Genomic DNA, 24,685 nt, shown 5'->3' on the forward strand with positions numbered 1-24,685 from the left:
TTCGTCAACTACAAACTCATTCGATGTTTTTCGATTTGAATCCTTTCTATGATTAATAAAAAAACGCCTTAGCGTTCGCTAAGACGAATGATTTGCATCGGATTGCCGCCAACAAATGCGCCAGCCGGCACATCGCGATGTACGAGCGTGCCTGCGGAAACAACGGCACGATCCCCGATCGTGACACCCGGCAAAATGGTTGTATTGGCTCCAATCATGACATCGTTGCCGATGATGACGTCCCCAAGCCGATACTCGTTCACTAAATATTCATGCGCTAAAATTGTCGTATTATAGCCAATAATTGTGTTATTGCCAATGCGAATTTTTTCTGGGAACAAAATATCTGGCATCACCATGAACGCGAGCGCTGTATGTTCGCCGATTTCCATGCGTAAAAACGTGCGATACAACCAGTTTTTCAGCGGAAAAAAAGGAGTATACCGCCCGATCAAAATGACGATGACATTTTTCAATACTTTCCAAAATGAAACGGTTCGATATAGCTGCCATAAAGAGTTTGCCCCTTGTACAGCATGGCGTTCAGTTTTTCTCAACGCCAGTCACCCCTAAAATACTTAGCAAATCGCTCATTTTCTCAAGCATAAAATCCGGCTCGTATTTTGCTAAATGCTCGCGTCCTTTAATCGTCCAAGCCACTCCTGCCGTTTTTGTCCCCGCCTGTTTTCCTGCTAAAATGTCATGGTGATTATCCCCAACCATTAACGTTTCTTCCGGCTTCGCTTGTAAACAAGAGAGCGCTTTTTCAATCGGTTCCGGATGCGGTTTCGCATGTTCAACGTCATCAAGCGTAATAATGCATTCGAAAAACGAATCTAACTTTGTTAACTTCAATCCCATATTGACCGTATGACGAATTTTCGTCGTCACAATGCCGAGTTTAAACCCTTGTTCGTGTAACGTTTGTACCGTATCATATACCGTTTCATATTCTTTCACTAACGCATCATGATGGGCATGGTTAAACGCCCGATACGTTTCAATCATTTCATCGACGCGCTCTGGATCGATTGCTTCAAACGTATCACGCAACGGCGGACCAATAAAAGCGAGCACATCTTCGCGCGTATATTGATTTGGATAGTAGTGGTTGAGCGTATGCAAAAATGACTCAATAATTAAGTCATTCGTATTAATAAGCGTTCCATCTAAGTCAAACAAAATCGTATTAATATTCATACGTTGCTTCCTTTCTTTTTCGATGTTCGATTTGATTCCAAATAAAACTAAGTGTAGCCGTTAATAAAATAGCTGTGACGAGCCGAATGACAAGAAGTGGCCAGACGGGAATGCCAAGCGGCACAAACAATAACGTATCTTCTACAACCGCATGGCACGCCACTAAAAATAAAAACGTTAACGTTAAATCTTTTTTAGACACTCCATCTTCTTTTACCGCTTGAATCATCACGCCCGCGCCATAAGCGAGCCCGAACAATAAACCTGCCGCCATCGTCAGCGATGCATTTTCACGAATGCCGAGTAAGCGCGCAAACGGAGATAACCATTTCGAAAACGTATCAAGCCACCTTAATTCTTTTAACACTTGAATGGCAATCATCAATGGAATAATGATCAACGCAAGCTGTCCAATGCCGTATAACGCTCTTTCCACTCCTATCCAAACGATTTCTCCCCACGTATTCGGCGTTGTTGAAGCCTGTGGTACAAGTCCATATTTCGCCATTTGTTGTCCGCCGTCCCATAAGACGTGAATGAGCCAAGCAGCACTAAACGCTAACCCGACGCGAACCACAACCGTCCACCAAACACGAACACCGACTTGCGCGGCAACGGCAGACTCAACGAGCATATTGTGCGAAAACGACAACATGACAGCCAAAATAAACACTTCTTTCACTGTTAAATCCATCGTTAACATCGCACCAATGCCAGCGTATAAATTTAAAAAATTGCCGAGCACTAAAACGAGTGCAGCATCCCCCGGTAAACCGATCCAACGCATTATCGGCGTCAACATGTTTGTCACCCAAGGTAAAACGGGGGAATATTGTAACAATGTTACAATGACGGTAATCGGAAAAATGACTTTTCCGAGCGTCCATGTCGTTTTCAATCCAACAAACAAACCCCTTTGAAACATGCCGCTCTCCCCCTTAATCGTTGTACCGCTCGTTTGCTAAGCCGCGCATGCGGCGCAAAACGATCATTCCAACCGCAAATGCAATAAGCAACAGTGAAATAAACTGCGCCATACGAATCGTTTCAGTCAACATTAAACTATCCGTCCGCAATCCTTCAATGAAAAAGCGCCCGATTGAATACCAAATGATGTACGTGAAAAATAACTCCCCCCGCCTTAAATTTCTTCTCCGCAACGCAAGCAAAAGGAGAAAACCGAGCATGTTCCATAATGATTCATATAAAAATGTCGGATGATAATATTGCCCTTGTATGTACATTTGATTAATGATCCAATCTGGCAAATGTAAACTTTCTAAAAACGCACGCGACACCGGCCCACCGTGCGCCTCTTGATTCATAAAGTTGCCCCAACGTCCGATCGCCTGCCCTAAAATAATGCTCGGGGCTGCAATATCAGCTAATTTCCAAAACGACAATTTTCGCTTTTTCGCAAAAATGACACCTGTCACAATTGCACCAATTAAACCGCCATGAATGGCCAAGCCACCGTGCCAAATTTGCGGAATTTCACTTATATGTTTGGAATAGTAGTCCCATTGAAAAATAACGTAATACGCACGTGCGCATAAAATCGCAATCGGCACAGCAATTAATACAAGATCAACAAACGTTTCTTTTCGTATACCTAACCGCTCGCTTTCTCGCGTAGCTAGCCAAAGTCCAAGCAATACACCCGTCGCAATAATGACGCCGTACCAGTAAATTGTAATTGGACCGATCTGGAAAAAAACGCGATCGAGCGGTTCAATATGCATGAACATTCCTACTCATCCTCTCATTCATAATCGTGTTCCGCATCGCCAATCGCATCCGCCAGACGAGCAGAAAATTCTTCCGCCGCATTCACGCCCATCCGTTTTAGACGGAAATTCATCGCCGCCACTTCAATAATGACCGCTAAATTTCGTCCCGGGCGAACAGGGATCGTTAATTTCGTCACTTCCGTATCAATAATTTTTACCTTTTCTTCTTCAAGACCGAGACGATCGTATTGTTTGTTTGGATCCCATAATTCTAAATCAATGATGAGCGAAATACGTTTATGCGGGCGCACCGCTCCTGCTCCAAATAGCGTCATGACGTTAATGATGCCAAGTCCGCGAATTTCAAGTAAATGTTCAATCAGCTCTGGTGCGCTACCAATGAGCAAATTTTCATCTTCTTGGCGAATTTCGACGCAATCATCTGCCACGAGGCGATGTCCGCGCTTCACGAGCTCAAGCGCCGTTTCACTCTTTCCGACACCGCTTTTCCCTGTAATGAGCACGCCGACACCGTACACATCGACGAGCACACCGTGCACAGCTGTCGTCGGTGCTAACTTACTTTCTAAATAGTTTGTCAGACGGCTAGCAAGCCGCGTCGTCTTCATCGTTGAACGCATCACCGGCACTTCTTTTTTCTCTGATGCTTCAATCAGTTCTTTTGGCACTTCTAATCCGCGTGAGACGATAATCGCAGGGGTAATATCGGTACATAACTTTTCCATGCGCAATCGCTTTTCTACAGGTGTTAATCGTTCAAAAAACGATAGTTCTGTCATGCCGAGCAATTGTACACGTTCCGCTGGATAATATGCAAAATAGCCGGCCATTTCAATGCCCGGACGAGATAAATCACTCGTTGTAATCGGGCGATGAATCCCTTCCGCCCCGCTTACAAGTTCAAATTGAAACTCATCAATTAAATCTTTTGTCCGCACTTTCGGCATATGAATCCCTCCTTCTTCCTTTTCTCATTGTAACACTTTCACGTAAAAATAAAAACGCTCACGCACGAAGCGGAACGTTTTACTTTTCTTTTCTCACTGACTCAATGATTAAGTGAAATAAAGAAATAGCAAGCGATGCAAATAATGCAGTACGAAAGCCGCCAATTTGAAACGAACTTCCCATGAGCCATGCTGTCATCGCTAATGTGATTGCGTTAATGACGAACAAAAACAATCCAAACGTCAATACAGTGACAGGAAGCGTTAGTAAAACAAGTAGCGGTCGAACGAACGTATTGAGAAAAGACAAAAGGACACTGGCAACGAGCGCTGCCCCAACGCCTGATAAATAAATGGAGTCAAAATATCCGGCTAGCGCCAGCAATAAAACAGCGTTGATTGCGATATGTGCAACCCATCTCATACAATGTTCTCCTCACTTGGAATAATTAACACTGCAAGCGCATATAAAATCGCAAACGGCATGACGCCGGTAATCAATAATAACGCGACAAACAATAAACGAACGACGGTTGCATCCATGTTCATGTAAGCTGCTAATCCGCTCAACACGCCCGCAACCATGCGATGATGACGAGGTCGCACAAGCTTTTTCATTCATATATCCCTCCCGCTTCCTGTATCACTTGTATACCTTTTATAACATTCCAAACAATGACAATCACATGTACAATGCCGCCAACAACGATCCCGATAAACGGAAGGCCGATCCATCCGTCTACTCCAACGATTGTGAATATAAAAAACAATCCAAACGCTATCATGACAATCGCAATAGGGATGAGATGAGACAATAATGATTTTTTCGCATGCTCTTTTACTCGTTCATGTTTCGTGACAAAATAAACGATAATCGGAAATAAAAACGGAGCAAAAAATACACTGAAATAACATAACGCCGCAAGCAATTTATTTCCTTCCATCCATATCTTCCCCTTTCCCTTTACTTATATATACGATTGATGGAAAAGAAAGTTTCGTAAAAAAACCGAGCGCATTATACGCTCGGTATACGTTGACGCATGCGTTCGCGGTCGCGTTGTAAAATCGGTAGTAAGTACCGTCCTGTATATGATTGCTCTATTTGTGCAACTTGTTCTGGCGTACCTGCCGCAACGATTTGTCCGCCGCCATCTCCACCTTCTGGTCCAAGGTCGATAATATAATCTGCCGTTTTAATGACGTCCAAGTTATGTTCGATGACGAGCACCGTATCCCCTTGTTCAACGAGCCGCTGTAAAACGTTTAATAAACGGGCAATATCATCAACATGCAAACCCGTTGTCGGTTCGTCTAAAATGTATAACGTTCTTCCTGTTGAACGGCGATGTAGCTCCGATGCTAACTTCACCCGCTGCGCCTCGCCTCCAGAAAGCGTCGTGGCCGGCTGCCCGAGTTGCATGTAGCCAAGCCCGACATCGTAAAGCGTTTGTAGCTTTCGTTTAATTTTCGGGATATTTTCGAAAAACGTCAACGCCTCTTCGACTGTCATATCAAGCACTTCCGCAATGTTTTTATCTTTATATTTCACTTCCAACGTTTCGCGGTTGTACCGTTTCCCGTGACATACTTCACACGGCACGTACACATCAGGCAAAAAGTGCATTTCAATTTTAATAATTCCATCCCCGCGGCACGCTTCACAACGACCGCCTTTTACATTGAAGCTAAACCGCCCTTTTTGATATCCGCGCATTTTCGCTTCGTTCGTCGTCGCAAATAAATCGCGAATATCATCGAAGACGCCTGTATATGTCGCAGGGTTCGAGCGCGGCGTCCGCCCGATTGGCGACTGATCAATGTCGATCACTTTATCTAAATAGTCGATGCCGCGAATGTCTGTATGTTCTCCCGGCTTCACTTTCGCATGATGTAATTTTTGCGCTAACGCTTTATGCAAAATTTCATTAATGAGCGTGCTTTTTCCTGAACCGGATACGCCTGTCACCGCAACAAACAGTCCGAGCGGAATGCGAACATCGACGTTTTTCAAATTGTTTTCTCGCGCCCCGATTACTTCAAGCCAACGACCGTCTGGCTTTCTCCGTTCAATCGGAAGCGGAATAAATTTTTTCCCTGATAAATATTGGCCCGTTAATGAATGCGAATCGTTCATTACTTCTTCCGGTGTTCCAGCGGCAACGACTTGTCCGCCGTGTGCTCCGGCTCCCGGCCCGATGTCAATTAAATAATCTGCCGCAAGCATCGTATCTTCATCGTGCTCAACGACAATGAGCGTGTTCCCTAAATCGCGCATGCTTTGCAATGTCGCAATTAATCGATCGTTATCGCGCTGATGAAGACCAATAGAAGGTTCGTCTAACACGTATAATACACCCGTTAAGCGCGAGCCAATTTGCGTCGCTAGTCGAATGCGTTGCGCTTCTCCTCCCGAAAGCGTTCCTGCAGCGCGATTTAACGTTAAATAATCGAGTCCGACGTTTTTTAAAAAACCGAGCCGTTCAACAATTTCACGTAAAATCAAATGGGCGATTTTTTGTTCTTTTTCCGTTAGGTGAAGCGTTTCAAAAAACGTTAACGCTTCGTTCACCGACATCGCTGTCACTTCGCCAATATGTTTGCCGCCAACGAACACAGCTAAACTTTCCTTTTTCAAACGGTTGCCATGACACGTCGGACACGGCTGTTCGGTCATATATTTTTCCATTTGCTCCCGTACGTAATCGGACGTCGTTTCACGATAACGGCGTTCAACGTTGCGCACGACCCCTTCAAATTCCACATACGTTTCACGCACATGACCGAAGTCGTTTTCATAACGAAAATATATTTTTTCGCCATTTGATCCGTACAATAAAAGGTCGAGCTGTTCTTTCGGCAACTGTTTTACAGGCACGTCCATATCGATGCCGTAATGTCGACATACCGTTTCTAACAATTGCGGATAATATTGCGAGCTTTGCGGTTCCCATGGAGCGAGCGCATGTTCACGAAGCGTCAGCTCTTTATTAGGAATGACTAAATCGAGATCGACTTCAAGCTTTGCCCCTAATCCGTCACATGATGGACATGCGCCGTACGGGCTGTTAAATGAAAATAGGCGCGGCTCTAGTTCGCCGATTGAAAAGCCGCAATGCGGACAAGCATGATGTTCACTAAATAACAATTCTTCTTGTCCGATCACATCGACGAGCACTTTGCCTTCTGCAAGCTTTAACGCCGTTTCAAGCGAATCGGCAAGGCGTGACTGAATACCTTCTTTCATCACAATGCGATCTACGACGACTTCAATACAATGTTTTTTATTTTTCTCAAGCACGATGTCTTCCGATACGTCACGCAATTCTCCGTCGACGCGAACGCGCACATACCCTTGTTTTTTTATTTCTTCTAACGTTTTCACATGCGTCCCTTTTCGTCCGGAAACGATAGGCGCTAATATTTGCATCTTCGTCCGCTCTGGATATTGCATAAGGCGGTCAACCATTTGTTCAATCGTTTGCGACGTAATTTCAATGCCATGCGTTGGACAAACAGGGCGACCGATGCGCGCAAACAGTAAACGTAAATAATCGTAAATTTCCGTCACCGTTCCGACCGTTGAACGCGGATTGCGGCTCGTCGTTTTTTGGTCAATGGAAATGGCAGGCGACAGCCCTTCAATCGAATCGACGTCCGGTTTGTCCATTTGCCCTAAAAATTGGCGGGCGTACGCCGATAACGACTCGACATAGCGCCGTTGTCCTTCCGCATAAATGGTGTCAAACGCAAGCGATGATTTTCCAGAGCCAGATAACCCCGTCAAAACAACAAGTTTGTTGCGCGGAATGACGACATCAATATTTTTTAAATTGTGCGCACGCGCTCCTTTGACGACAATATGATCCATTCGTTACACCCCAGCTTTCAATTCTAAAATGAGATCGCGCAGCTCAGCAGCCCGTTCAAAATGAAGAGCTTTCGCTGCCTCTTTCATTTCTTGTTCCAGTTTGGCGATGAGCGCAATACGTTCTTCTTTCGATAAATGGCGAACGTCTTTTGTTTCATACGTTTCTTTTTCTTCCGCAGCAAACGTCGCACGAATGACATCTGGAATGTCTTTTTGAATCGTTTTTGGCACGATGCCATGCTTGCGATTGTACGCTTCTTGAATGGCGCGACGCCGCTTCGTTTCGTTTATCGCGATTTCCATCGATTTTGTGATCGTATCGGCATACATGATGACATGACCGTTTGCATTGCGCGCTGCCCGTCCAATCGTTTGAATTAACGAACGCTCAGAACGTAAAAATCCTTCTTTATCGGCATCTAAAATCGCGACAAGCGACACTTCAGGAATATCAAGCCCTTCTCGCAATAAGTTAATGCCGACGAGCACATCATATTTACCTAATCGTAAATCGCGAATAATTTCAATGCGCTCAAGCGTTTTAATTTCCGAATGCAAATAAGCGACTTGAATGCCGATATCTTTTAAATAATCGGTTAAGTCTTCTGCCATTTTTTTCGTCAACGTCGTCACAAGCGTTCGCTCATTGCAAGCGATTCGCTTTTGAATTTCATCGACTAAATCGTCAATTTGTCCTGCGATTGGTCGCACGTCAATGGTCGGGTCTAGCAATCCGGTCGGACGAATAATTTGCTCGACAACTTCTGGACAATGTTCCAACTCGTACGGACCCGGTGTGGCAGAAACGTAAATGACTTGATTTACTTTTTGCTCAAATTCTTCAAACGTGAGCGGACGGTTATCTAACGCTGACGGCAAGCGGAAGCCATGTTCGACAAGCACTTCTTTTCTCGCTTTATCGCCGTTATACATGCCACGAATTTGCGGCAATGTCACATGCGATTCATCAATGACAATTAAAAAGTCGTCAGGAAAATAATCTAATAATGTATAAGGCGTCGAACCAGGCGGTCGCAACGTTAAATGGCGCGAATAGTTTTCGATACCTGAACAAAAGCCCATTTCTTTCATCATTTCAATATCGTAGCGCGTCCGCTGTTCTAACCGTTGCGCTTCAAGCAATTTTCCTTGCTCGCGCAGTTCGCGAAGCCGCTCTTCTAGTTCTTTTTCAATATTTTCAATCGCCAGTTTCATTTTTTCTTCGCGCGTAACGAAGTGAGAGGCTGGAAAAATCGCCACATGTTCTCGTTCCGCCATCACATGTCCCGTCAACGCATCTACTTCGCGAATACGCTCAATTTCATCACCAAAAAATTCAATGCGAATACAATGTTCATCGCGAGAAGCTGGGAAAATTTCGACGACGTCTCCGCGCACCCGAAACGTCCCACGACGAAAATCAATATCGTTTCGTTCGTATTGAATGTCGACAAGCCGACGAAGCAAATGATCGCGCTCCATCTCCATACCGACGCGAAGCGAAACGACAAGTTCACGATATTCTTCCGGCGAACCTAAACCGTAAATGCATGAAACGCTTGCGATAATAATGACGTCGCGCCGTTCAAATAACGCAGACGTCGCGGAATGGCGCAATTTATCAATTTCATCGTTAATGCTCGCATCTTTTTCAATGTACGTATCCGTTTGCGGCACGTACGCTTCCGGCTGATAATAATCGTAGTAGCTAACAAAATATTCAACAGCGTTGTTCGGGAAAAACTGTTTAAACTCGCTATATAACTGACCCGCTAACGTTTTATTATGAGCGATGACTAACGTCGGTTTATTTACTTGTTGAATGACGTTTGAAATCGTAAACGTTTTTCCTGTTCCTGTTGCCCCAAGCAACGTTTGATGCTTTTTCCTTTGCTGAATTCCTTCGACAAGCTTCTCAATCGCTTTCGGCTGATCGCCACGCGGCTCATAAGCGGATACTAATTGAAATGTGCTCACAACGGTCCCTCCACTTCATTTCTACTTCGTATTGTACCATACAAATGAAACGAAAAGCGAAAAATACGAACAGATATTCTATGAAAAAACCTGCCCATTTGGACAGGTTTACGATTGTTTTTGTTTCTCGACCATTTGTTTTGCATATAAAAATCCGACAATGAGCGACGCCAAATCCGCAACAATTTCATACAACTGATCCGTATATCCTTTCACGTATGACGCCACTAACAAAGCGACAGTAAGCAACGTACCGACATAATGGTTATACGTAACCCGCGTAAACAAAATGACTAACAACGCCGGTACAATTAATGCTAACACAAACCACATAGCTATCCCTCATCTCTTACGAATAACAGTCCGAGTTCGTGATGTTCGCCTTCAAATAAAGCCGTTTGCGCAAAACGAACTTCCCCGCTTTCGTTTAGTACTTCTAGCTTACAAAACGCTCGATTTTGTTGCAACGCCGCGTAAAACTCATCTTCCATTGCGACTGGGGTACCGTTCACCTTTACAATTACTTCCCCGACTGAGAGCGCCATTTTATGCGCTGGCGTGTTCGGCAACACCCCTAAAATGACAAGTCCGCTCATTCGCTTCGTAAAATATGGCGGAAATTTTTGTTCATATAACTTGGCGGATAAAGCGATCCATTCTCTCCATAAAATAGCTACTACTGCAGCAACGATCGCGAGCGGCTTCACCCAGTAGCTACCGATCGCCAATAAACTGACGACACACGCTAACCAACCGATGCGTTTTGCCGTCCATTTCTCTAAATGGACAGGTAGTCCCGTTTGCACACGTTGTGAAAAACCAAGCAAAAACGGAACGAGCACGAACGAATACGTATTGCCACCAGAAATAATTGGCCACCACGCCGCAAACGATTGCACGCCATCCCCCGGCACAGGGATGATCAACGGCACAAGCCAAAGCCGCTGAACGAACTGTTCACCGATCACAAGCCCTCGCTTACTCGTCACAAGACGAGGAGAACTTAGCTCTGCTCCTTCCCGATGAACGAGCCACATTTCGATAAACAAAAGCAACCCGATCAGAAACGCGACAGCTGTCACATTCGTTTCTGTCATGTGTGGGAAAAAACGCGCAAAAAACGGCTGCGCCCACTCTGTTTGCGCAAAAAAACTAACGGTAAATATGACGATGCTTCCGACATATGCAGCCGACAACAACCGAAGCTGCATAAACAAACTGCATACGATCGTGACGATTGTCCAAAAGACGAGCGTATCATTCGGGAGAACAACCCCAGCCCCAACAGTCACAAGCGAAAAAATGAACGCAAACCAGCTGCGCGAGCGAATCAGGGCACGCCACTCACGCGATGTTCGGTACACGCGCGTATGAAAATCTCGCCGTTCTCGTTGCACGCGACGCCAGCCGATAAACAATGCAAATATGACCGCATAATATAATAACGGTTGTAGCCAAAACGTTCCGAACGCTTTCAGCCATGCCATTCCCCATTCCATTTCCATCATCTCCATTTTTTCCGATCGTCTATTTTGTATTGTAACAAATTTCAAACGTTTATGGTTGACGAAAATTCACTTTCTTTGCCGAATGAACACTAGTTTTGTCAACGAACAAGGAATTTTATGAAAAGTGTCTAACTGTTTGTTCATATATGATCGGAAGGAGCGTGGAACGATGGAGTTAAAAACGAGCGCAGTAGCGAAGCGTCTTGGGGTGTCGACGAAAACGGTACAACGATGGGTGAAAAAATATAACATTCCTTGCACAAAAAATGAAGCAGGACATTATGTATTTACGAACGAAGCGATCGAACAATTAGAAAAATATAAATTTCTCGGCGTGGATGAAGAAGAAAAAGAACACATAGAACAACGGCTCGATGAACTTGAACGAAAAATAGAACAAAAAGCAGATGACGTCGTCTCTTTTCAATTGCTGCAACATCGACGCGAAATGGAAGAAATGCTCCAATATATCCAACAGCTCGAACAACGCATTGTTGAACTTGAACGGCAAAAACAAACCGAACCGATCATCGAACAACCAACAAAACAAAAACGACGCGGCATCATCAGCTTCTTTTTATAAAAACTCCCCCTGCCTATGAAGGCGAGGGGGAGTTTGTTTACTTTCCAATGAGTTGTAATGCTTTTTTCAATTGTTCGTCGTATCGTTCGTCGCGAACTGCTTCCATCACTTTTGTTTGCAACATATTCGCTGTTTGCTTATCAATTTTCCCTGTCGCTTGTAAACCGTTTGCTTTTTGGAACGCTTGAACGGCTTGTTCTGTTTGTTTGCTAAAGTAGCCATCTTCACGCCCTGGATCAAAACCGAGACCTTTTAACATTTGTTGCGCGCTTTTCACTTGTTCGTTATTCATGTCATATGCTAAAGGCTTGTCGATTTGAAGCGGATGCGCATAGAAAAAGTCAGGCTGTTTCACTTTAACATCCGGTTCAATTCCTTTTTCATGAATCCAGTTTCCATTTGGCGTCAGCCACTTGTATAACGTTAATTTAATATGGCTTCCGTCATTCATTGGCAACGCTTGTTGAACTGTTCCTTTTCCAAACGTGTTTTCACCAACGAGCATATACCCGCCCGCTTCTTTTAACGCCGCCGCTAAAATTTCCGATGCTGACGCGCTTCCGTTATCAATCAAAACGACGATAGGATATTGTTTTTTCTTCGTCATATTTGAGAAGAAACGTTGTTTATCGCCGTCGCGCTCTTCAATTTGTACATACGGCTTATCTTTTGTCACAAGCTCTTTTAAAATATCTTCCACACTTTGTAAATAGCCGCCCGGATTGCCGCGTACATCAATGACCAGCCCTGAGATGCCTTTTTTCTCAAATTCCGCTAACTTCGTTTTAAAATCTTCCGCTGTTTTTTCCGCAAACGATGTAATTTCGATATAGCCGATTTGTTTGCCATTTACTTCTTTCATTGATGCATATACTGTTTCAATTGGAATTTCATCGCGCACGACTTCGATCGTCAATACGCCGCTTACTCCCGGTCGAACGACTTCTAAGCGAGCGATCGTTCCTTTTTTCCCGCGAATTTTCAATACCGCTTCATATAAATCAAGCCCTTCTAAACTTTCGCCATTCACTTTAATAATTTGATCGTTCGGACGGAGCCCGGCTTTTTCTGCCGGCGATCCTTTAAACGGAGCAACGATCGTCACTTTGCCGTCAACCATGCTTACTTCCGCTCCGATTCCTTCAAAAGAAGAATCGAGCGACTCGTTAAATCGTTCCGCTGTTTCTTTATCCATATAAACGGAATACGGATCTTTTAACGTCGCGATCATTCCTTGAATCGCCCCGTCGATGAGCTGTTTGTCATCGACATCATGAACGTATTTTTGTTTAATCATGCTGTATGCTTGTTCAATTTTTTGAAGCTCTTCATTCGCCGGCTTCTCCGTTGTCGTTGGGATATTGATCGTCATCGTTGACGTATCGGAAGAAAGCGACTGCATGCCGACATACGTCACTCCTGAACCGAACAACATCGATAAAGCCATGAGTGCTGCGATTGTTTTTTTGTTCATTGTTTGCCTCCTCACCCTTCGATACATGAAAGGCATCACACCGTGTGCGATGCCTGTTTATTTTCATTATATGAGTAGCTTGTACCGTTCATAACTATGATAAAGATGTATTTATTTTACACCGATCGCGCCATTTTCTCAACCAATACGTAAAAGCACAGCAAACGAGCTGTGCTTTAGAATGGAATATATTTTAGTGGGTCTACTGCATTTGATTTCGATGCGTTCCAAGGGCCGCGATGCAACTCAAAATGCAAGTGCGCACCGAACGAACGACCAGTGTTGCCCATATAGCCGATCATTTGTCCTTTGCTGACGTTTTGTCCTTCGCCAACAAGACGTGATTCTAAATGAGCATACACTGTCGTATATACTTGTCCATTAATATAGTGCATGATAAAAATAACGTTTCCGTAGCTTGATGAATAGTATGAGCGATACACGTAGCCATCAGCTGCCGCAACGACAGGAACGCTAGCACCGCGTTTACCGATGTCAATGCCGTAATGGAATTCACCCCAACGCGGCCCAAATGTCGATGTAATTGGACCGTTTGCTGGGCGCATGAACGCCCCATCTGACACAGGCGGCAAACTGCCCCCATCGCCTTCAGACGAACCGCGACTCGCTAATGCGCGTTTCCGTGCTTCTTCTTGCTCTTTTTGACGGCGAATCATTTCTTGCAATTGGCTTTTCATTGCCGCTTCTTGTTTTTCAAGCAACTCTTTTTCTTCTTCTAAAGCGAGTTGTTTTTCTTCTTCATGTTTTTGTTCTTCTTTTAACTGCGCCATTAATTTTTCTTTTGCCGCGATTTGTTCATTCAACGTCTGTTTTAATTGTTGAAGCTCCGTTAGCTGTTTTTGTAAGCTAACTAACTGATCGTTTAATTGTTGTTCTTTCGCTTCTTTTAACGCCTTATCTGCTTCTTGCTCTTTAATGATTTGACGATCTGCTTCAAAAATAGTCGCAACTGCGCTCATACGGTCAATAAAGTCGCTAAAACTTTTCGCCCCAAGTAAGACGTCTAAATAGCTCACGACACCGCCGCTTTCTTGCAATGAACGCGCGCGCTCTTTCAGCAACTCATTGCGCTGTTCAATGCGGGCAGCAACTTCTTCAATTTCTTTTTTCAGCGCAACAATTTGTTGCTTCGTTTCCTCAATGTTTTGTTGTTTCGCACGAATGTTGGCGCTCGTTTCTTCTACCGCTAAATCGAGCTTTTTAATTTCCGCATCCAGTTTTTTCTGTTCTGCTTTTAACCGTTCAATTTCTTGTTGCGACTGCTCTAACTTGCTTTCGAGCGATGATTGTTTTTGTTGCACGCTTTTAATTTCTTGCTTTTTTTGTTGAATGTCGCGATTTGTTACCGCATATGCAGGCGCAGCAACACTTGTAAACAGCATCACGACTGCCACGATCGTTCCCCATCTGTTTCGCACCGTAAACCCCTCTCTCTTTCTATACTTTTAAAAATCGTCTCACTGACATCATGCTTCCCCACATACCGATGCATGCTCCTAATAAGACGAGCACAGCTGCCAGCTGCCATGCAAACGGATAAAACGGGAGAAGTTGAAAAAATGTATCTTTCAACTTTGGATACAACAAGTCAAATACGTACGAGTAAGCGGAAAGAACGATAGCGATCGGAATGATCGAACCGAAAATGCCGAGCCATAGCCCTTCAAGGAAAAACGGCCAGCGAATAAATCCGTTTGTCGCGCCTACTAATCTCATAATCTCGATTTCGCGACGGCGGGCAAAAATCGTAATTTTAATGGTGTTCGAGATGAGAAACATCGCTGTAAATAACAACCCGATAATAAGCGCTAATCCGACATTGCGAATCGTTTTCGTTGCGGCAAATAGTTTTTCAATTTGCCCTTTTCCGTATTTCACTTTGCCGACAGATGGCAACGGTTCAATTTGCTTTGCAATTTTTTCTGTATCAAGCGGATTTTTCGCTTTTACGATAAATACATCGCTTAACGGGTTATCTTGTTCAAATAAGCGGAATGACTTTCCGTCTTCTCCGAAACTTTCAATCAACTTTTGCAATTCTTCGTCTTTCGATGAATACGTCACTTTTTCGACGCCAGAAAGAGCTTCTAACTTCGCTCTGAGCGCATCTTTATCTGCTTCTGTCGCACTTAAATCGACGTGCACACGAATTTCGACGTCGCGCTCAATTTGTTTCGTTATATGTTGAATGTTGAGCATAATGACAAGAAATACGCCAACAAGCAAAAGCGTTACCGTGACAGCACTAATGGACGCAAACGTCATCCAACCGTTTCGTCCGAGACTTTTTAAACTTTCACGAAAATGACGGCGAAGGGTGTTAAGTTTCATAGCCATATTCCCCCTTCACTTCATCGCGCGCAATTTTCCCGCGTTCAATCGCAATGACGCGCTTGCGAATCGTATTGACGATTTCACGGTTATGCGTTGCCATGACAATCGTTGTTCCGCGATCGTTAATGCGCTCGAAAATGTCCATGATTTCCCACGATGTATCCGGATCTAAATTTCCTGTCGGTTCGTCGGCAATGACAATCGACGGATTGTTGACGATCGAACGCGCAATCGACACGCGCTGCTGTTCTCCGCCCGATAATTCATCTGGATAAAAGCGCGCTTTATGTTTTAGCCGCACTAAGTCAAGCACTTCCATGACGCGCTTGCGAATGTTTTTTGGCGATTCTTCAATAACTTCCAAAGCAAACGCGACGTTTTCATATACGGTTAACTTGGGAAGAAGCTTAAAGTCTTGAAAGACGATTCCGATGTTTCGGCGAAGCAACGGCACTTTGCTGTCTTTTATATTCGCTAAGTTGACACCGTTAATCATAATTTTTCCGCTTGTCGGCTTTTCTTCGCGATACATCATTTTAATAAACGTCGATTTCCCAGCGCCGCTCGGACCGACGACATATACAAATTCTCCTTGCTTAATACGAACGGAAATTCCGTTTAATGCAATGACTCCGTTCGGATACGTTTTATATACATCTTGCATTTCAATCATAAGCAACCACCTAAGTATTCGATGTTTTTCTACATATTCCTGCAAAATTCTTACCTCGTCCATTATATCATCATTTCCGACAAAAAGGGGGCGAATTTTATTTACAGTTATATTTCAAGAGTGTTACAAACGAAAAGAGGATGCTCCCATTGGCATCCTCTTTATTTTTTCGCTGCTAACCATTCCGCTACTTTATCGACATCGTCGCCTTGGAGTAGACCACCTGGCATACCGCCGCGACCGTTTGCGATAATATCTTTAATTTCTTCTTGCGAAAATTTTCCACCTGCTTTATCAAGTGCAGGACCAACGCCACCTTCTAAGTTTTGTCCATGGCAGCTTGCACATGATTTTTTGTAAGCGGCTTCTGCGGCTGAAGCTGTATCCCCGCCACCGTTGGCTGGTTTCTCGCTCGCGCTATCCCCTCCGCCACAGGCAGCCAAAATGATCGCTGTGCCAGCAAATAAGCTAAGTAGCTTCTTCTTCATACGAAATCCCCCTTGTCAACATTTTCATACACTTCTATTATATCGCATCGTTTTTACGTTAGGCACGTTTAAATCCTTCGCCAAGCACTTCCGCTGCATCCATAACGACGACAAATGCAGACGGATCAATGGTTTTCACTAATTGTTTCAATTTTGTGAACTCGCTTTGTGCCACAACGCACATAAGCATCGTGCGCTCTTTTTCTGTATATCCACCGTATGCATGTAGTTTTGTCACACCGCGGTCAATTTTATGCAAAATCGCTTCCCGCACTTGTTCTTCTTTCGTTGTAATAATCATCGCCATTTTTGAATTGCCAAAACCAACTTGGACAAAGTCAATCGTTTTACTCGTTACAAATAACGCAATTAATGCATATAGCGCCCGTTCTAAATCGAACACAAACGCTGCGGTTAAAACGATTAAACCATCAATTAAAATGACGCACGTCCCTAACGATAAACCTGTATATTTATGAATAATTTGAGCAGCTAAATCTGTTCCACCTGTCGATGCGCGACCACGGAAAACGATGCCTAGTCCTACGCCGACGCCAATGCCGCCAAACAGTGCCCCAAGCAATGGATCGTGCGTTGCCGGTGCCACGTCATGTGTCAAATAAACGACAAACGGTAAAAAGGCGGTACCGACTAACGTTTTTACACCAAACTGCTTTCCAAGCAATAGCACACCTGCGATAAATAGCGGAATGTTAAGCGCCCATTGTACGTATGCTGGCTGCCAACCGAGCGTCGCATGTAAAATCGTACTGATGCCGCTTACCCCACCTGATGCAACACGATTCGGAAGTAAAAATAAATTGAACGCAACGGCCACAACAGCCGAGCCGACAAGAATGTATACGTATTCGAGCACTTTTTCAACAAATGGATTTGTTATGTTGCTTCTTTTTCGCATGCTTCTCACCTTCCCTCGTGAGTATAGCATGCCCGATATAGGAAGTAAATGACATCGAATTAACGCAATAATGATTTAATATAGTGAAGTTAATATACATCTCCTCGATTTCCAATAGCCTCGATGTAAATCATTTGCTCGTGGTGATCAATGCGGAAAAGAATGCGGTATGTGCCAACACGTAAACGGTACAAACCTTGGTGTCCTCTCATTTTTTTAATGTCTCCTTGAGGAGGAATGTAAAGCAATCCTTTTAACGCTATAGCTATCCGTTCTTGTACTTCTTTCTCCTGCTTAGCAAGAAATTTTACCGCTTCCTTACGGTAAATCAATTTGTAAGCCAAATTCACGTTTTGCATCACCACCAGTCACATATCCTTCATCTCCTTGTAACTGGCGTTTTTCTTCTTCTGTTAACAACGCTTCTTCTTCGCTTACTTCTTCCATTTCATCCCACCATTTATGATCTTTTTTTGCTTTTTGCAGTAAATGCAATAAAAATTCGTAGGCTAATTGTTGATCGGATTCGTTTAACTGTTCAATCATCTCATGGAGCAATTTTTTGTCTACTGCCATGTTACTCCCTCCTTTCGTTATGTCCAGATTATCACGCTCTTTTTTCAGGGGTCAATACACAAAAAGGTGCCCATGTCGGACACCTTATCCTTGTTTTAATTTCGAACGTAAATATGCGTCGATAAAGACGTCAATTTCTCCGTCCATGACCGCTTGCACATTTCCGACTTCGGTATTTGTCCGATGATCTTTTACAAGCGAGTACGGATGAAACACGTAAGAACGAATTTGGCTTCCCCAGCCAATTTCTTTTTGTTCGCCGCGAATTTCTGCGAGCTCCGCCTGTTGCTCCTCTAATTTCTTTTGATACAATTTCGCCTTTAACATATTCATCGCTTTTTCGCGGTTTTTAATTTGCGAACGCTCTGATTGGCATGTGACGACAATGCCTGTTGGAATATGTGTAATGCGTACAGCCGAATCTGTCGTATTGACGTGCTGACCGCCGGCACCGCTCGAACGATACGTATCGACTTTTATTTCATCTGGACGCACATCAATTTCAATGTTGTCATCAAATTCAGGTACAACTTCGCACGAAACGAACGACGTATGACGGCGACCAGAAGCATCAAACGGTGAAATGCGCACGAGGCGATGGACGCCTTTTTCCGCTTTTAAATATCCGTATGCATTATGCCCTTTAATTAACAACGTGACACTTTTAATTCCTGCTTCCTCACCCGGTAAATAATCGAGCGTTTCCACTTTGTATCCTTTTTTCTCCGCCCAGCGCGTATACATGCGCAACAACATCGACGCCCAATCTTGCGACTCTGTTCCACCTGCGCCAGGATGAAGTTCTAAAATGGCGTTATTTTTATCATACGGTTCATTTAACAACAATTGCAGTTCAAATTCACTAAAGTCTTTCGATAATTTTTTCGCCTCAGACACGAGCTCTTTTTGCAATTCTTCATCTGGCTCTTCTTTAACAAGCTCGTACGTCACTTCTAAATTTTCAAATCGCTCTTCAAGCGAACGAAACTCACCAACTAAATCTTTTAGTGCATTTGCTTCACTAATGACCGCTTGTGCAGCTTTTTGATCGTCCCAAAAATCAGAGGCAGCCATTTGTGCTTCTAGCTGTTCAATGCGCGCTTCTTTCGTTTCGAGGTCAAAGAGACCCCCTAATATCCGCTAATCGCTTAGCCATTTTCTCAAGCTCTTGCTTAATTTCTACTAAATCGATCATGTCATTCACCTCAACCATTATTGTATTCAAACGTCATCACGAACGCAACATAACGAAAGCGAGGGAAAAGTCCCTCACTTATCGTCCACAACAATGTTTATATTTTTTTCCGCTTCCGCACGGGCACGGATCATTCCGACCAACTTCCACCGCTTTTTTCACCGGCTTGCGCTTCACTTCTTCGCCTTCTTTCGGATGGACCGCCTCACCTTTTGCCACTTCTTGTCGCTCAAGGTTGTTTTCGATTTCCGCTTTCATGATGTAACGTGCGACTTCTTCTTCAATGGAAGCGATCATCGCTTCAAACATCGCATATCCTTCCATTTGATATTCACGCAACGGATCAATTTGACCGTACGCACGCAAATGAATACCTTGGCGCAGCTGTTCCATCGCATCAATGTGCTCCATCCATTTCATATCGACAGCACGCAAGACGATGACGCGCTCAAACTCGCGCATTTGCTCGGCTGGAATGCGGCTTTCTTTTTCGTCATAACGTGCGCGCACTTTATTCCAAATGAATTCAATCATTTCTTCCGGATCTTTACCGCGCAAGTCGTTAATCGTCACATCCCCTTCATAAAGAAGGTTCGCTTGCACATAATCAACAATTGCTTGCACGTTCCATTCTTCTGGCATTTCATCTTCTGGCGTGTGCATGCGCACGACGCGCTCGATGACCGATTGAATCATTTTTTCAACAATATCGCGCAAGTTTTCTGAATCAAGCACCTGGAAACGTTGACGATAAATAATTTCGCGTTGTTCACGCAATACGTCGTCGTACTGCAATAGTTGTTTACGTGCATCGAAGTTATTTCCTTCGACACGTTTTTGTGCCGACTCAACCGCCTTTGAAACGATTTTACTTTGAATTGGCTGTGAATCGTCCATACCTAAACGATCCATCATCGCCATCATATTTTCTGAACCGAAGCGACGCATCAGTTCATCTTCAAGCGACAAGTAAAATTGCGATACCCCCGGATCTCCTTGACGACCAGAACGACCGCGCAGCTGATTATCGATGCGGCGACTTTCGTGACGCTCTGTCCCGATGACCGCTAAACCGCCAAGCTCGCGCACACCTTCGCCAAGTTTAATGTCCGTTCCGCGTCCTGCCATGTTCGTCGCAATCGTTACCGCACCTTTTTGACCTGCTTGGGCGATAATTTCTGCCTCTTTCGCATGGTTTTTCGCATTTAATACGTTATGGCGAATGCCGCGCTTCGTTAACATGCTTGACAACAATTCAGACGTTTCAATCGACACCGTACCGACGAGGACAGGTTGTCCTTTCGCATGACGTTCCGCAATATCCTCGACAACTGCACGAAACTTTCCTTCCATCGTGCGATAAATTAAGTCTGGACGATCATCACGAATGACTGGTTTATTTGTCGGGATGACGACAACTTGCATATTGTAAATGTTGCGAAACTCTTCTTCTTCTGTTTTCGCTGTTCCCGTCATCCCCGCAAGCTTCTCGTACATACGGAAATAGTTTTGGAACGTAATCGTCGCCAGCGTCATCGATTCATTTTGAATCTCAAGCCCTTCTTTTGCTTCGATCGCTTGATGAAGCCCATCGCTATATCGGCGTCCGCGCATGAGGCGACCGGTAAACGGGTCAACGATGACGATTTTTCCGTCTTCAACGACATAATCGACGTCGCGCTGCATGACAACGTGCGCACGCAATGCTTGGTTAATATGATGGTTTAACGTCACATGTTTTAAATCGAATAAGTTATCGATTCCAAACGCGCGCTCTGCTTTGTTCATTCCTTCTTCCGTGAGCTGCACGCTTTTCGTTTTTTCATCGTACGTATAATCGACATCCCGTTTTAATGTGCGAACGAACGCATTCGCTTGAATGTACAATTTTGTAGACTTTTGCGCTGTACCTGAAATAATGAGCGGTGTACGCGCTTCATCAATTAAAATCGAGTCCACTTCGTCAATAATCGCATAATGAAGCGGACGTTGTACCATATGTTCTTTATATAACACCATGTTATCGCGCAAATAATCGAAACCGAATTCGTTATTCGTTCCGTACGTAATATCGGCGTTGTAAGCCGCTTGTTTTTCTTCGCGCGACATATTGCTTAAATTTAGTCCGACAGATAAGCCTAAAAACTGATACAATCTGCCCATTTCGTTCGCGTCGCGGCTAGCTAAGTACTCGTTTACCGTCACGACATGGACGCCTTTTCCTGTTAATGCATTTAAATAGACAGGCATCGTTGCGGTTAACGTTTTTCCTTCCCCAGTCTTCATTTCAGCGATGTTGCCTTCATGAAGCGCGATGCCTCCCATTAATTGCACTTTATACGGATACATGCCAAGCACGCGCTTTGCTGCTTCGCGAACAACCGCAAACGCTTCAACAAGCAAATCATCAAGCGTTTCTCCTTTTTCAAGACGAGCTTTAAATTGCTCTGTTTTTTGACGCAATTCGTCATCAGAAAGCTGCGCCATTTGCGGACCGAGCGCATCAATTTCATTCGCGATTTTTTCTAATCGCGCAATTTGTCGTTTATTCGGATCAAACACTTTTTTTAACATTCCAAGCATACAAAAACGCCCCTTGCTTATATAGTCGCTAATTACCATCATATCACTTACAAGAAAAGGTGACAACTCATACGGAAAAGGGGATGGGAAAAAAGAAAAAACCAGCTTCTTCGCTGGATTACACTTGCGATTGTAGTTGCTCGATAGAGGCTTCGACTCTGAGTAAGCGTTTGTTGAGGGCGTAAATTTCAAATCCTTTTTCGTCGATCTTTTTATAAATGTTTTGCAGTAATGTGCGCACATCGTCGGCTAGTTGAATTTCTAAACGTTGCACTGTTTCTTTTACGTCGCTTAGCTGTGTTTCAACATGCTCGAGACGTTTCTTGACATCGCACATCTCTTCCTCCAGGCGACTGATGCGCTCATTTGTTTCTTTCATTTCTTGTTCAAGCGCATCTAACCGACTTTCCATATTAGCAAACCGCTCGTCAATCTGCGCAAACCGTTTATCAATCTGGGCAAATCTTTCATCAATTTGCGCAAATCTTTCGTCGATCTGCGCAAAGCGCTCATCAATTTGCTTAAATCTCTCATCGATCTGGGCAAATCTTTCATCAATTTGCTTAAATCTCTCATCGATCTGGGCAAAGCGCTCATCAATTTGCGCAAATCTTTCGCGCACTTCTTGTTGAAATTGCAAAAAATGACTCTCAATACTCGTCAACTTCCCTAAAATTTCACGTAAGATTGCTTCCACCTTTTTTCACCCCCTTTCACATTATACCACCCTCTGTCTTATGTCGACAGAGGGCGGTAGGATTAGTTCGCTTCAATTAAGCCATATTTGCCGTCTTTTCGTTTGTAAACGACGTTTGTGCGGTTTGTTTCCGCATTAATAAAGACGTAAAAGTTATGGCCAAGCATATTCATTTGTAAAATCGCTTCTTCACTATCCATCGGTTTTAAGCTAAAACGCTTCGTACGTACAACTTCAAATTCTTCTTCCTCATGCTCTTCTGTTGCGACAGGAGCAGTTGTTGTAAGCGTCACACCGTTTACTTCTTTTTCACGCATTTTTCGATTCACTTTCGTTTTATGTTTACGAATTTGGCGTTCGAGTTTATCGACAACCAAATCGATTGCCGCATACATATCGTCGTGGCGCTCTTCCGCACGCAATACAATTTGTGGCATTGGGATCGTTACTTCAATTTTCGATTGTTTATCGTTATATACTTTTAAGTTAACGTGAACAGTAACTCCTTCCGTTGATTCAAAATAACGTTCTAACTTCCCAATTTTTTTCTCGACATATTCTCGAATCGCTTGTGTAACCTCGATGTTTTCTCCGCGAATGTTGTATTTCATACGCTGTTCCTCCTTTTATGAAAGGTTGATTACTTATTTCTACAATTCCCTACAAAACTCCTCCTCAATCGTCACATTTTTTGTGAAAAAATGATGAACAAAATGATGGATAATTATGCTATAATTTATAGATGATGAAAAAGCGTTCGTATTTTTCTGCTGAGGTGTGATCGCATGCGCAAAGTGCATATATTTGAAGCAAAAAGTGGCGATGTGCTCGCCGTCGATATTTACGGACCGAACGGTGCCGTTTTGCTTGCTAAAGGAGTCAAACTGACCGACTCATACATTCGCGGATTGCGCGAAAACGGCATTCGTCATATTTATATTCACGACATTTTTACATTTGACATTGAGGAAAAGCCAACGATTAGCCCGGTTGTACGACAACAAGCCGTAAAAAAAGTGTACGAAACGATGACGGAACTCATCGAAGAACAAAAAGCTGTTCAACGCGTATCTTCGCTAGATCTCGGGCAAGAATATCAAAAAATATTTAAAGAAATTTTAGACTACTTATTGAGCAGGGAAAACTTGCTCATTAACTTATCCGACCTTGTTATTTCAAAGGGATATTTTTTTCATCACTCGGTCAACGTCGCAACGATCGCAGGTGTCATCGGATTAGCGAAAGGTTATTCCTCGCAACAATTGCTCGATTTAGGTGTTGGGGCGCTTTTATTTGATATCGGCATGACGCAAATTCCGAGTGCACTTTGGGCGAAAAAAGGGCCTCTTAGCCCTGAGGAACGCCGAATTATATCACATCATACGGAATTTGGATTTGAACTATTGAAAAAGCAAAATAATATTTCACCATCTTCCGCTTACTGTGCCTTACAACATCATGAACGTTTTGACGGGAGCGGTTACCCGCACAAAGCAGCCGGCAAATACATTCACGAATTCGCGCGCATTATTGCGATCGCAGACGTGTTCGATGCGCTCACTTCACCGCGCGATCATCGCCAACAACATTCGCCACACGAAGCGGCCGAATATTTATGCGCAGCTGGCAACACGCTGTTTGATTACGAGCTCATTAAAACGTTTTTAAAATACGTCGCCATTTACCCGCTTGGCACAAACATTGTACTCAACACAGGATACCGAGGCGTCGTCTCAAACATTTTCCCAGAATATCCGCTTCGTCCTGTCGTTCGTATTTTACAAAACCCAAACGGTGAAACGCTAAAATCACCATTTGAAATCGACTTGCGAAAAGAAGTAAACGTCACCATTGTAGAAGCATTTTAAACAGCACCCGTTTTTGTGAA

26 protein-coding genes are annotated in these 24,685 nt (G+C 43.8%); 2 read left to right on the forward strand and 24 right to left on the reverse strand.

Features of this window, described 5'->3' with window-relative positions:
* Positions 1-68: 68 nt before the first annotated feature.
* From ES017_RS07030 to ES017_RS07085, 12 genes are all read right to left on the reverse strand, one after another.
* Entirely contained in the window at positions 69-557 is a 489-nt protein-coding gene (locus ES017_RS07030; RefSeq protein ID WP_021093710.1) for an acyltransferase, read from the reverse strand.
* On the reverse strand, positions 544-1,200 hold the full coding sequence (gene ppaX / locus ES017_RS07035; RefSeq protein WP_021093711.1) for a pyrophosphatase PpaX: 657 nt from the start codon (positions 1,198-1,200) through the stop codon (positions 544-546). The genes ES017_RS07030 and ppaX overlap by 14 nt, the downstream gene beginning before the upstream one ends.
* Positions 1,190-2,125 carry a nucleoside recognition domain-containing protein gene (locus tag ES017_RS07040; protein WP_075039265.1) on the reverse strand — a complete coding sequence of 312 codons (936 nt, stop codon included), beginning with the start codon at positions 2,123-2,125 and terminating at the stop codon, positions 1,190-1,192. The genes ppaX and ES017_RS07040 overlap by 11 nt, the downstream gene beginning before the upstream one ends.
* 13 nt (positions 2,126-2,138) lie before the next feature.
* Positions 2,139-2,948, reverse strand: coding sequence for a prolipoprotein diacylglyceryl transferase (lgt, locus tag ES017_RS07045; RefSeq protein ID WP_075039266.1), 810 nt, complete (start codon positions 2,946-2,948; stop codon positions 2,139-2,141).
* 14 nt (positions 2,949-2,962) lie between these two features.
* Positions 2,963-3,898, reverse strand: a complete 936-nt coding sequence (gene hprK / locus ES017_RS07050; RefSeq protein ID WP_021093714.1) for an HPr(Ser) kinase/phosphatase — start codon at positions 3,896-3,898, stop codon at positions 2,963-2,965.
* 79 nt (positions 3,899-3,977) lie between these two features.
* Positions 3,978-4,322, reverse strand: a complete 345-nt coding sequence (locus tag ES017_RS07055; RefSeq protein ID WP_042535042.1) for a phage holin family protein — start codon at positions 4,320-4,322, stop codon at positions 3,978-3,980.
* A complete protein-coding gene (locus ES017_RS07060; RefSeq protein ID WP_021093716.1) occupies positions 4,319-4,516 on the reverse strand; it encodes a PspC domain-containing protein in 198 nt (65 codons plus the stop codon). The genes ES017_RS07055 and ES017_RS07060 overlap by 4 nt, the downstream gene beginning before the upstream one ends.
* Positions 4,513-4,842, reverse strand: a complete 330-nt coding sequence (locus ES017_RS07065; protein ID WP_021093717.1) for a magnetosome magnetite crystal formation protein family — start codon at positions 4,840-4,842, stop codon at positions 4,513-4,515. Before ES017_RS07065 ends, ES017_RS07060 begins: the two co-directional genes overlap by 4 nt.
* Positions 4,843-4,916: 74 nt before the next feature.
* Positions 4,917-7,769 (reverse strand): excinuclease ABC subunit UvrA, encoded by a 2,853-nt coding sequence (gene uvrA / locus ES017_RS07070; RefSeq protein ID WP_075039268.1) that lies wholly within the window; start codon positions 7,767-7,769, stop codon positions 4,917-4,919.
* A 3-nt stretch (positions 7,770-7,772) separates the two neighbouring features.
* Positions 7,773-9,746 (reverse strand): excinuclease ABC subunit UvrB, encoded by a 1,974-nt coding sequence (uvrB, locus tag ES017_RS07075; protein WP_021093719.1) that lies wholly within the window; start codon positions 9,744-9,746, stop codon positions 7,773-7,775.
* A gap of 108 nt (positions 9,747-9,854) precedes the next feature.
* Positions 9,855-10,079 carry a CsbA family protein gene (locus ES017_RS07080; RefSeq protein WP_021093720.1) on the reverse strand — a complete coding sequence of 75 codons (225 nt, stop codon included), beginning with the start codon at positions 10,077-10,079 and terminating at the stop codon, positions 9,855-9,857.
* 2 nt (positions 10,080-10,081) lie between these two features.
* Complete coding sequence (locus ES017_RS07085) at positions 10,082-11,245, reverse strand: PDZ domain-containing protein (protein ID WP_483296340.1); 1,164 nt, start codon at positions 11,243-11,245, stop codon at positions 10,082-10,084.
* 178 nt (positions 11,246-11,423) lie between these two features.
* Between ES017_RS07085 and ES017_RS07090 the strand changes: the two genes are divergently transcribed.
* Positions 11,424-11,837, forward strand: a complete 414-nt coding sequence (locus tag ES017_RS07090) for a MerR family transcriptional regulator (RefSeq protein WP_021093722.1) — start codon at positions 11,424-11,426, stop codon at positions 11,835-11,837.
* Between the two features lie 37 nt (positions 11,838-11,874).
* On the opposite strand, the gene ES017_RS07095 is transcribed toward ES017_RS07090, so the two are convergent.
* From ES017_RS07095 to hpf, 12 genes are all read right to left on the reverse strand, one after another.
* Complete coding sequence (locus ES017_RS07095) at positions 11,875-13,311, reverse strand: S41 family peptidase (protein WP_021093723.1); 1,437 nt, start codon at positions 13,309-13,311, stop codon at positions 11,875-11,877.
* A 176-nt stretch (positions 13,312-13,487) separates the two neighbouring features.
* Positions 13,488-14,750, reverse strand: coding sequence for a murein hydrolase activator EnvC family protein (locus ES017_RS07100; protein WP_021093724.1), 1,263 nt, complete (start codon positions 14,748-14,750; stop codon positions 13,488-13,490).
* 19 nt (positions 14,751-14,769) lie between these two features.
* The gene (gene ftsX / locus ES017_RS07105; protein WP_041639043.1) at positions 14,770-15,663 is read right to left on the reverse strand and encodes a permease-like cell division protein FtsX; all 894 of its coding nucleotides are present in this window, start codon (positions 15,661-15,663) and stop codon (positions 14,770-14,772) included.
* Positions 15,653-16,339: a cell division ATP-binding protein FtsE gene (gene ftsE, locus ES017_RS07110; RefSeq protein ID WP_021093726.1), complete on the reverse strand. Its 687-nt coding sequence runs from the start codon at positions 16,337-16,339 to the stop codon at positions 15,653-15,655. Before ftsE ends, ftsX begins: the two co-directional genes overlap by 11 nt.
* A 161-nt stretch (positions 16,340-16,500) precedes the next feature.
* Positions 16,501-16,827: a cytochrome c551 gene (gene cccB, locus ES017_RS07115; protein ID WP_021093727.1), complete on the reverse strand. Its 327-nt coding sequence runs from the start codon at positions 16,825-16,827 to the stop codon at positions 16,501-16,503.
* A 58-nt stretch (positions 16,828-16,885) separates the two neighbouring features.
* Positions 16,886-17,746 carry a YitT family protein gene (locus ES017_RS07120; RefSeq protein WP_009362326.1) on the reverse strand — a complete coding sequence of 287 codons (861 nt, stop codon included), beginning with the start codon at positions 17,744-17,746 and terminating at the stop codon, positions 16,886-16,888.
* An 89-nt stretch (positions 17,747-17,835) separates the two neighbouring features.
* A complete protein-coding gene (locus ES017_RS07125) occupies positions 17,836-18,096 on the reverse strand; it encodes a type II toxin-antitoxin system RelE family toxin (RefSeq protein ID WP_035062848.1) in 261 nt (86 codons plus the stop codon).
* A complete protein-coding gene (locus tag ES017_RS07130; RefSeq protein WP_021093729.1) occupies positions 18,065-18,322 on the reverse strand; it encodes a hypothetical protein in 258 nt (85 codons plus the stop codon). Before ES017_RS07130 ends, ES017_RS07125 begins: the two co-directional genes overlap by 32 nt.
* 84 nt (positions 18,323-18,406) lie before the next feature.
* Positions 18,407-19,514 (reverse strand): peptide chain release factor 2 gene (gene prfB, locus ES017_RS07135; protein WP_108912075.1). Its coding sequence is split into 2 segments (ribosomal slippage): positions 18,407-19,441 and positions 19,443-19,514, totalling 1,107 coding nucleotides; the frame shifts between segments, so codons are not numbered across the junction.
* An 81-nt stretch (positions 19,515-19,595) separates the two neighbouring features.
* The gene (gene secA, locus ES017_RS07140; RefSeq protein WP_021093731.1) at positions 19,596-22,100 is read right to left on the reverse strand and encodes a preprotein translocase subunit SecA; all 2,505 of its coding nucleotides are present in this window, start codon (positions 22,098-22,100) and stop codon (positions 19,596-19,598) included.
* Between the two features lie 118 nt (positions 22,101-22,218).
* Positions 22,219-22,797: a coiled-coil domain-containing protein gene (locus ES017_RS07145; RefSeq protein WP_021093732.1), complete on the reverse strand. Its 579-nt coding sequence runs from the start codon at positions 22,795-22,797 to the stop codon at positions 22,219-22,221.
* A 62-nt stretch (positions 22,798-22,859) separates the two neighbouring features.
* Entirely contained in the window at positions 22,860-23,408 is a 549-nt protein-coding gene (gene hpf, locus ES017_RS07150; RefSeq protein ID WP_021093733.1) for a ribosome hibernation-promoting factor, HPF/YfiA family, read from the reverse strand.
* Positions 23,409-23,582: 174 nt separating this feature from the next.
* On the opposite strand from hpf, the gene ES017_RS07155 reads away from it, so the two are divergent.
* Complete coding sequence (locus ES017_RS07155) at positions 23,583-24,665, forward strand: HD-GYP domain-containing protein (protein ID WP_021093734.1); 1,083 nt, start codon at positions 23,583-23,585, stop codon at positions 24,663-24,665.
* The last annotated feature ends 20 nt before the right edge of the window (positions 24,666-24,685 follow it).

It is taken from the genome of Anoxybacillus sp. EFIL (assembly GCF_013096955.1).
GTDB lineage: Bacteria > Bacillota > Bacilli > Bacillales > Anoxybacillaceae > Anoxybacillus > Anoxybacillus ayderensis.

Coding starts and splice junctions, on each gene's coding strand:
- ES017_RS07080 (WP_021093720.1), bottom strand. CDS start 10,079: ATGTGGTTTGTGTTAGCATTAATTGTACCGGCGTTGTTAGTCATTTTG.
- ES017_RS07085 (WP_483296340.1), bottom strand. CDS start 11,245: ATGGAATGGGGAATGGCATGGCTGAAAGCGTTCGGAACGTTTTGGCTA.
- uvrA (WP_075039268.1), bottom strand. CDS start 7,769: ATGGATCATATTGTCGTCAAAGGAGCGCGTGCGCACAATTTAAAAAAT.
- ftsE (WP_021093726.1), bottom strand. CDS start 16,339: ATGATTGAAATGCAAGATGTATATAAAACGTATCCGAACGGAGTCATT.
- ES017_RS07155 (WP_021093734.1), top strand. CDS start 23,583: ATGCGCAAAGTGCATATATTTGAAGCAAAAAGTGGCGATGTGCTCGCC.
- ftsX (WP_041639043.1), bottom strand. CDS start 15,663: ATGAAACTTAACACCCTTCGCCGTCATTTTCGTGAAAGTTTAAAAAGT.
- cccB (WP_021093727.1), bottom strand. CDS start 16,827: ATGAAGAAGAAGCTACTTAGCTTATTTGCTGGCACAGCGATCATTTTG.
- secA (WP_021093731.1), bottom strand. CDS start 22,100: ATGCTTGGAATGTTAAAAAAAGTGTTTGATCCGAATAAACGACAAATT.
- ES017_RS07065 (WP_021093717.1), bottom strand. CDS start 4,842: ATGGAAGGAAATAAATTGCTTGCGGCGTTATGTTATTTCAGTGTATTT.
- ES017_RS07095 (WP_021093723.1), bottom strand. CDS start 13,311: ATGAACAAAAAAACAATCGCAGCACTCATGGCTTTATCGATGTTGTTC.
- ES017_RS07120 (WP_009362326.1), bottom strand. CDS start 17,746: ATGCGAAAAAGAAGCAACATAACAAATCCATTTGTTGAAAAAGTGCTC.
- lgt (WP_075039266.1), bottom strand. CDS start 2,948: ATGTTCATGCATATTGAACCGCTCGATCGCGTTTTTTTCCAGATCGGT.
- hpf (WP_021093733.1), bottom strand. CDS start 23,408: ATGAAATACAACATTCGCGGAGAAAACATCGAGGTTACACAAGCGATT.
- ES017_RS07055 (WP_042535042.1), bottom strand. CDS start 4,322: ATGAGATGGGTTGCACATATCGCAATCAACGCTGTTTTATTGCTGGCG.
- ppaX (WP_021093711.1), bottom strand. CDS start 1,200: ATGAATATTAATACGATTTTGTTTGACTTAGATGGAACGCTTATTAAT.
- ES017_RS07040 (WP_075039265.1), bottom strand. CDS start 2,125: ATGTTTCAAAGGGGTTTGTTTGTTGGATTGAAAACGACATGGACGCTC.
- hprK (WP_021093714.1), bottom strand. CDS start 3,898: ATGCCGAAAGTGCGGACAAAAGATTTAATTGATGAGTTTCAATTTGAA.
- ES017_RS07090 (WP_021093722.1), top strand. CDS start 11,424: ATGGAGTTAAAAACGAGCGCAGTAGCGAAGCGTCTTGGGGTGTCGACG.
- ES017_RS07060 (WP_021093716.1), bottom strand. CDS start 4,516: ATGAAAAAGCTTGTGCGACCTCGTCATCATCGCATGGTTGCGGGCGTG.
- ES017_RS07130 (WP_021093729.1), bottom strand. CDS start 18,322: ATGGCAGTAGACAAAAAATTGCTCCATGAGATGATTGAACAGTTAAAC.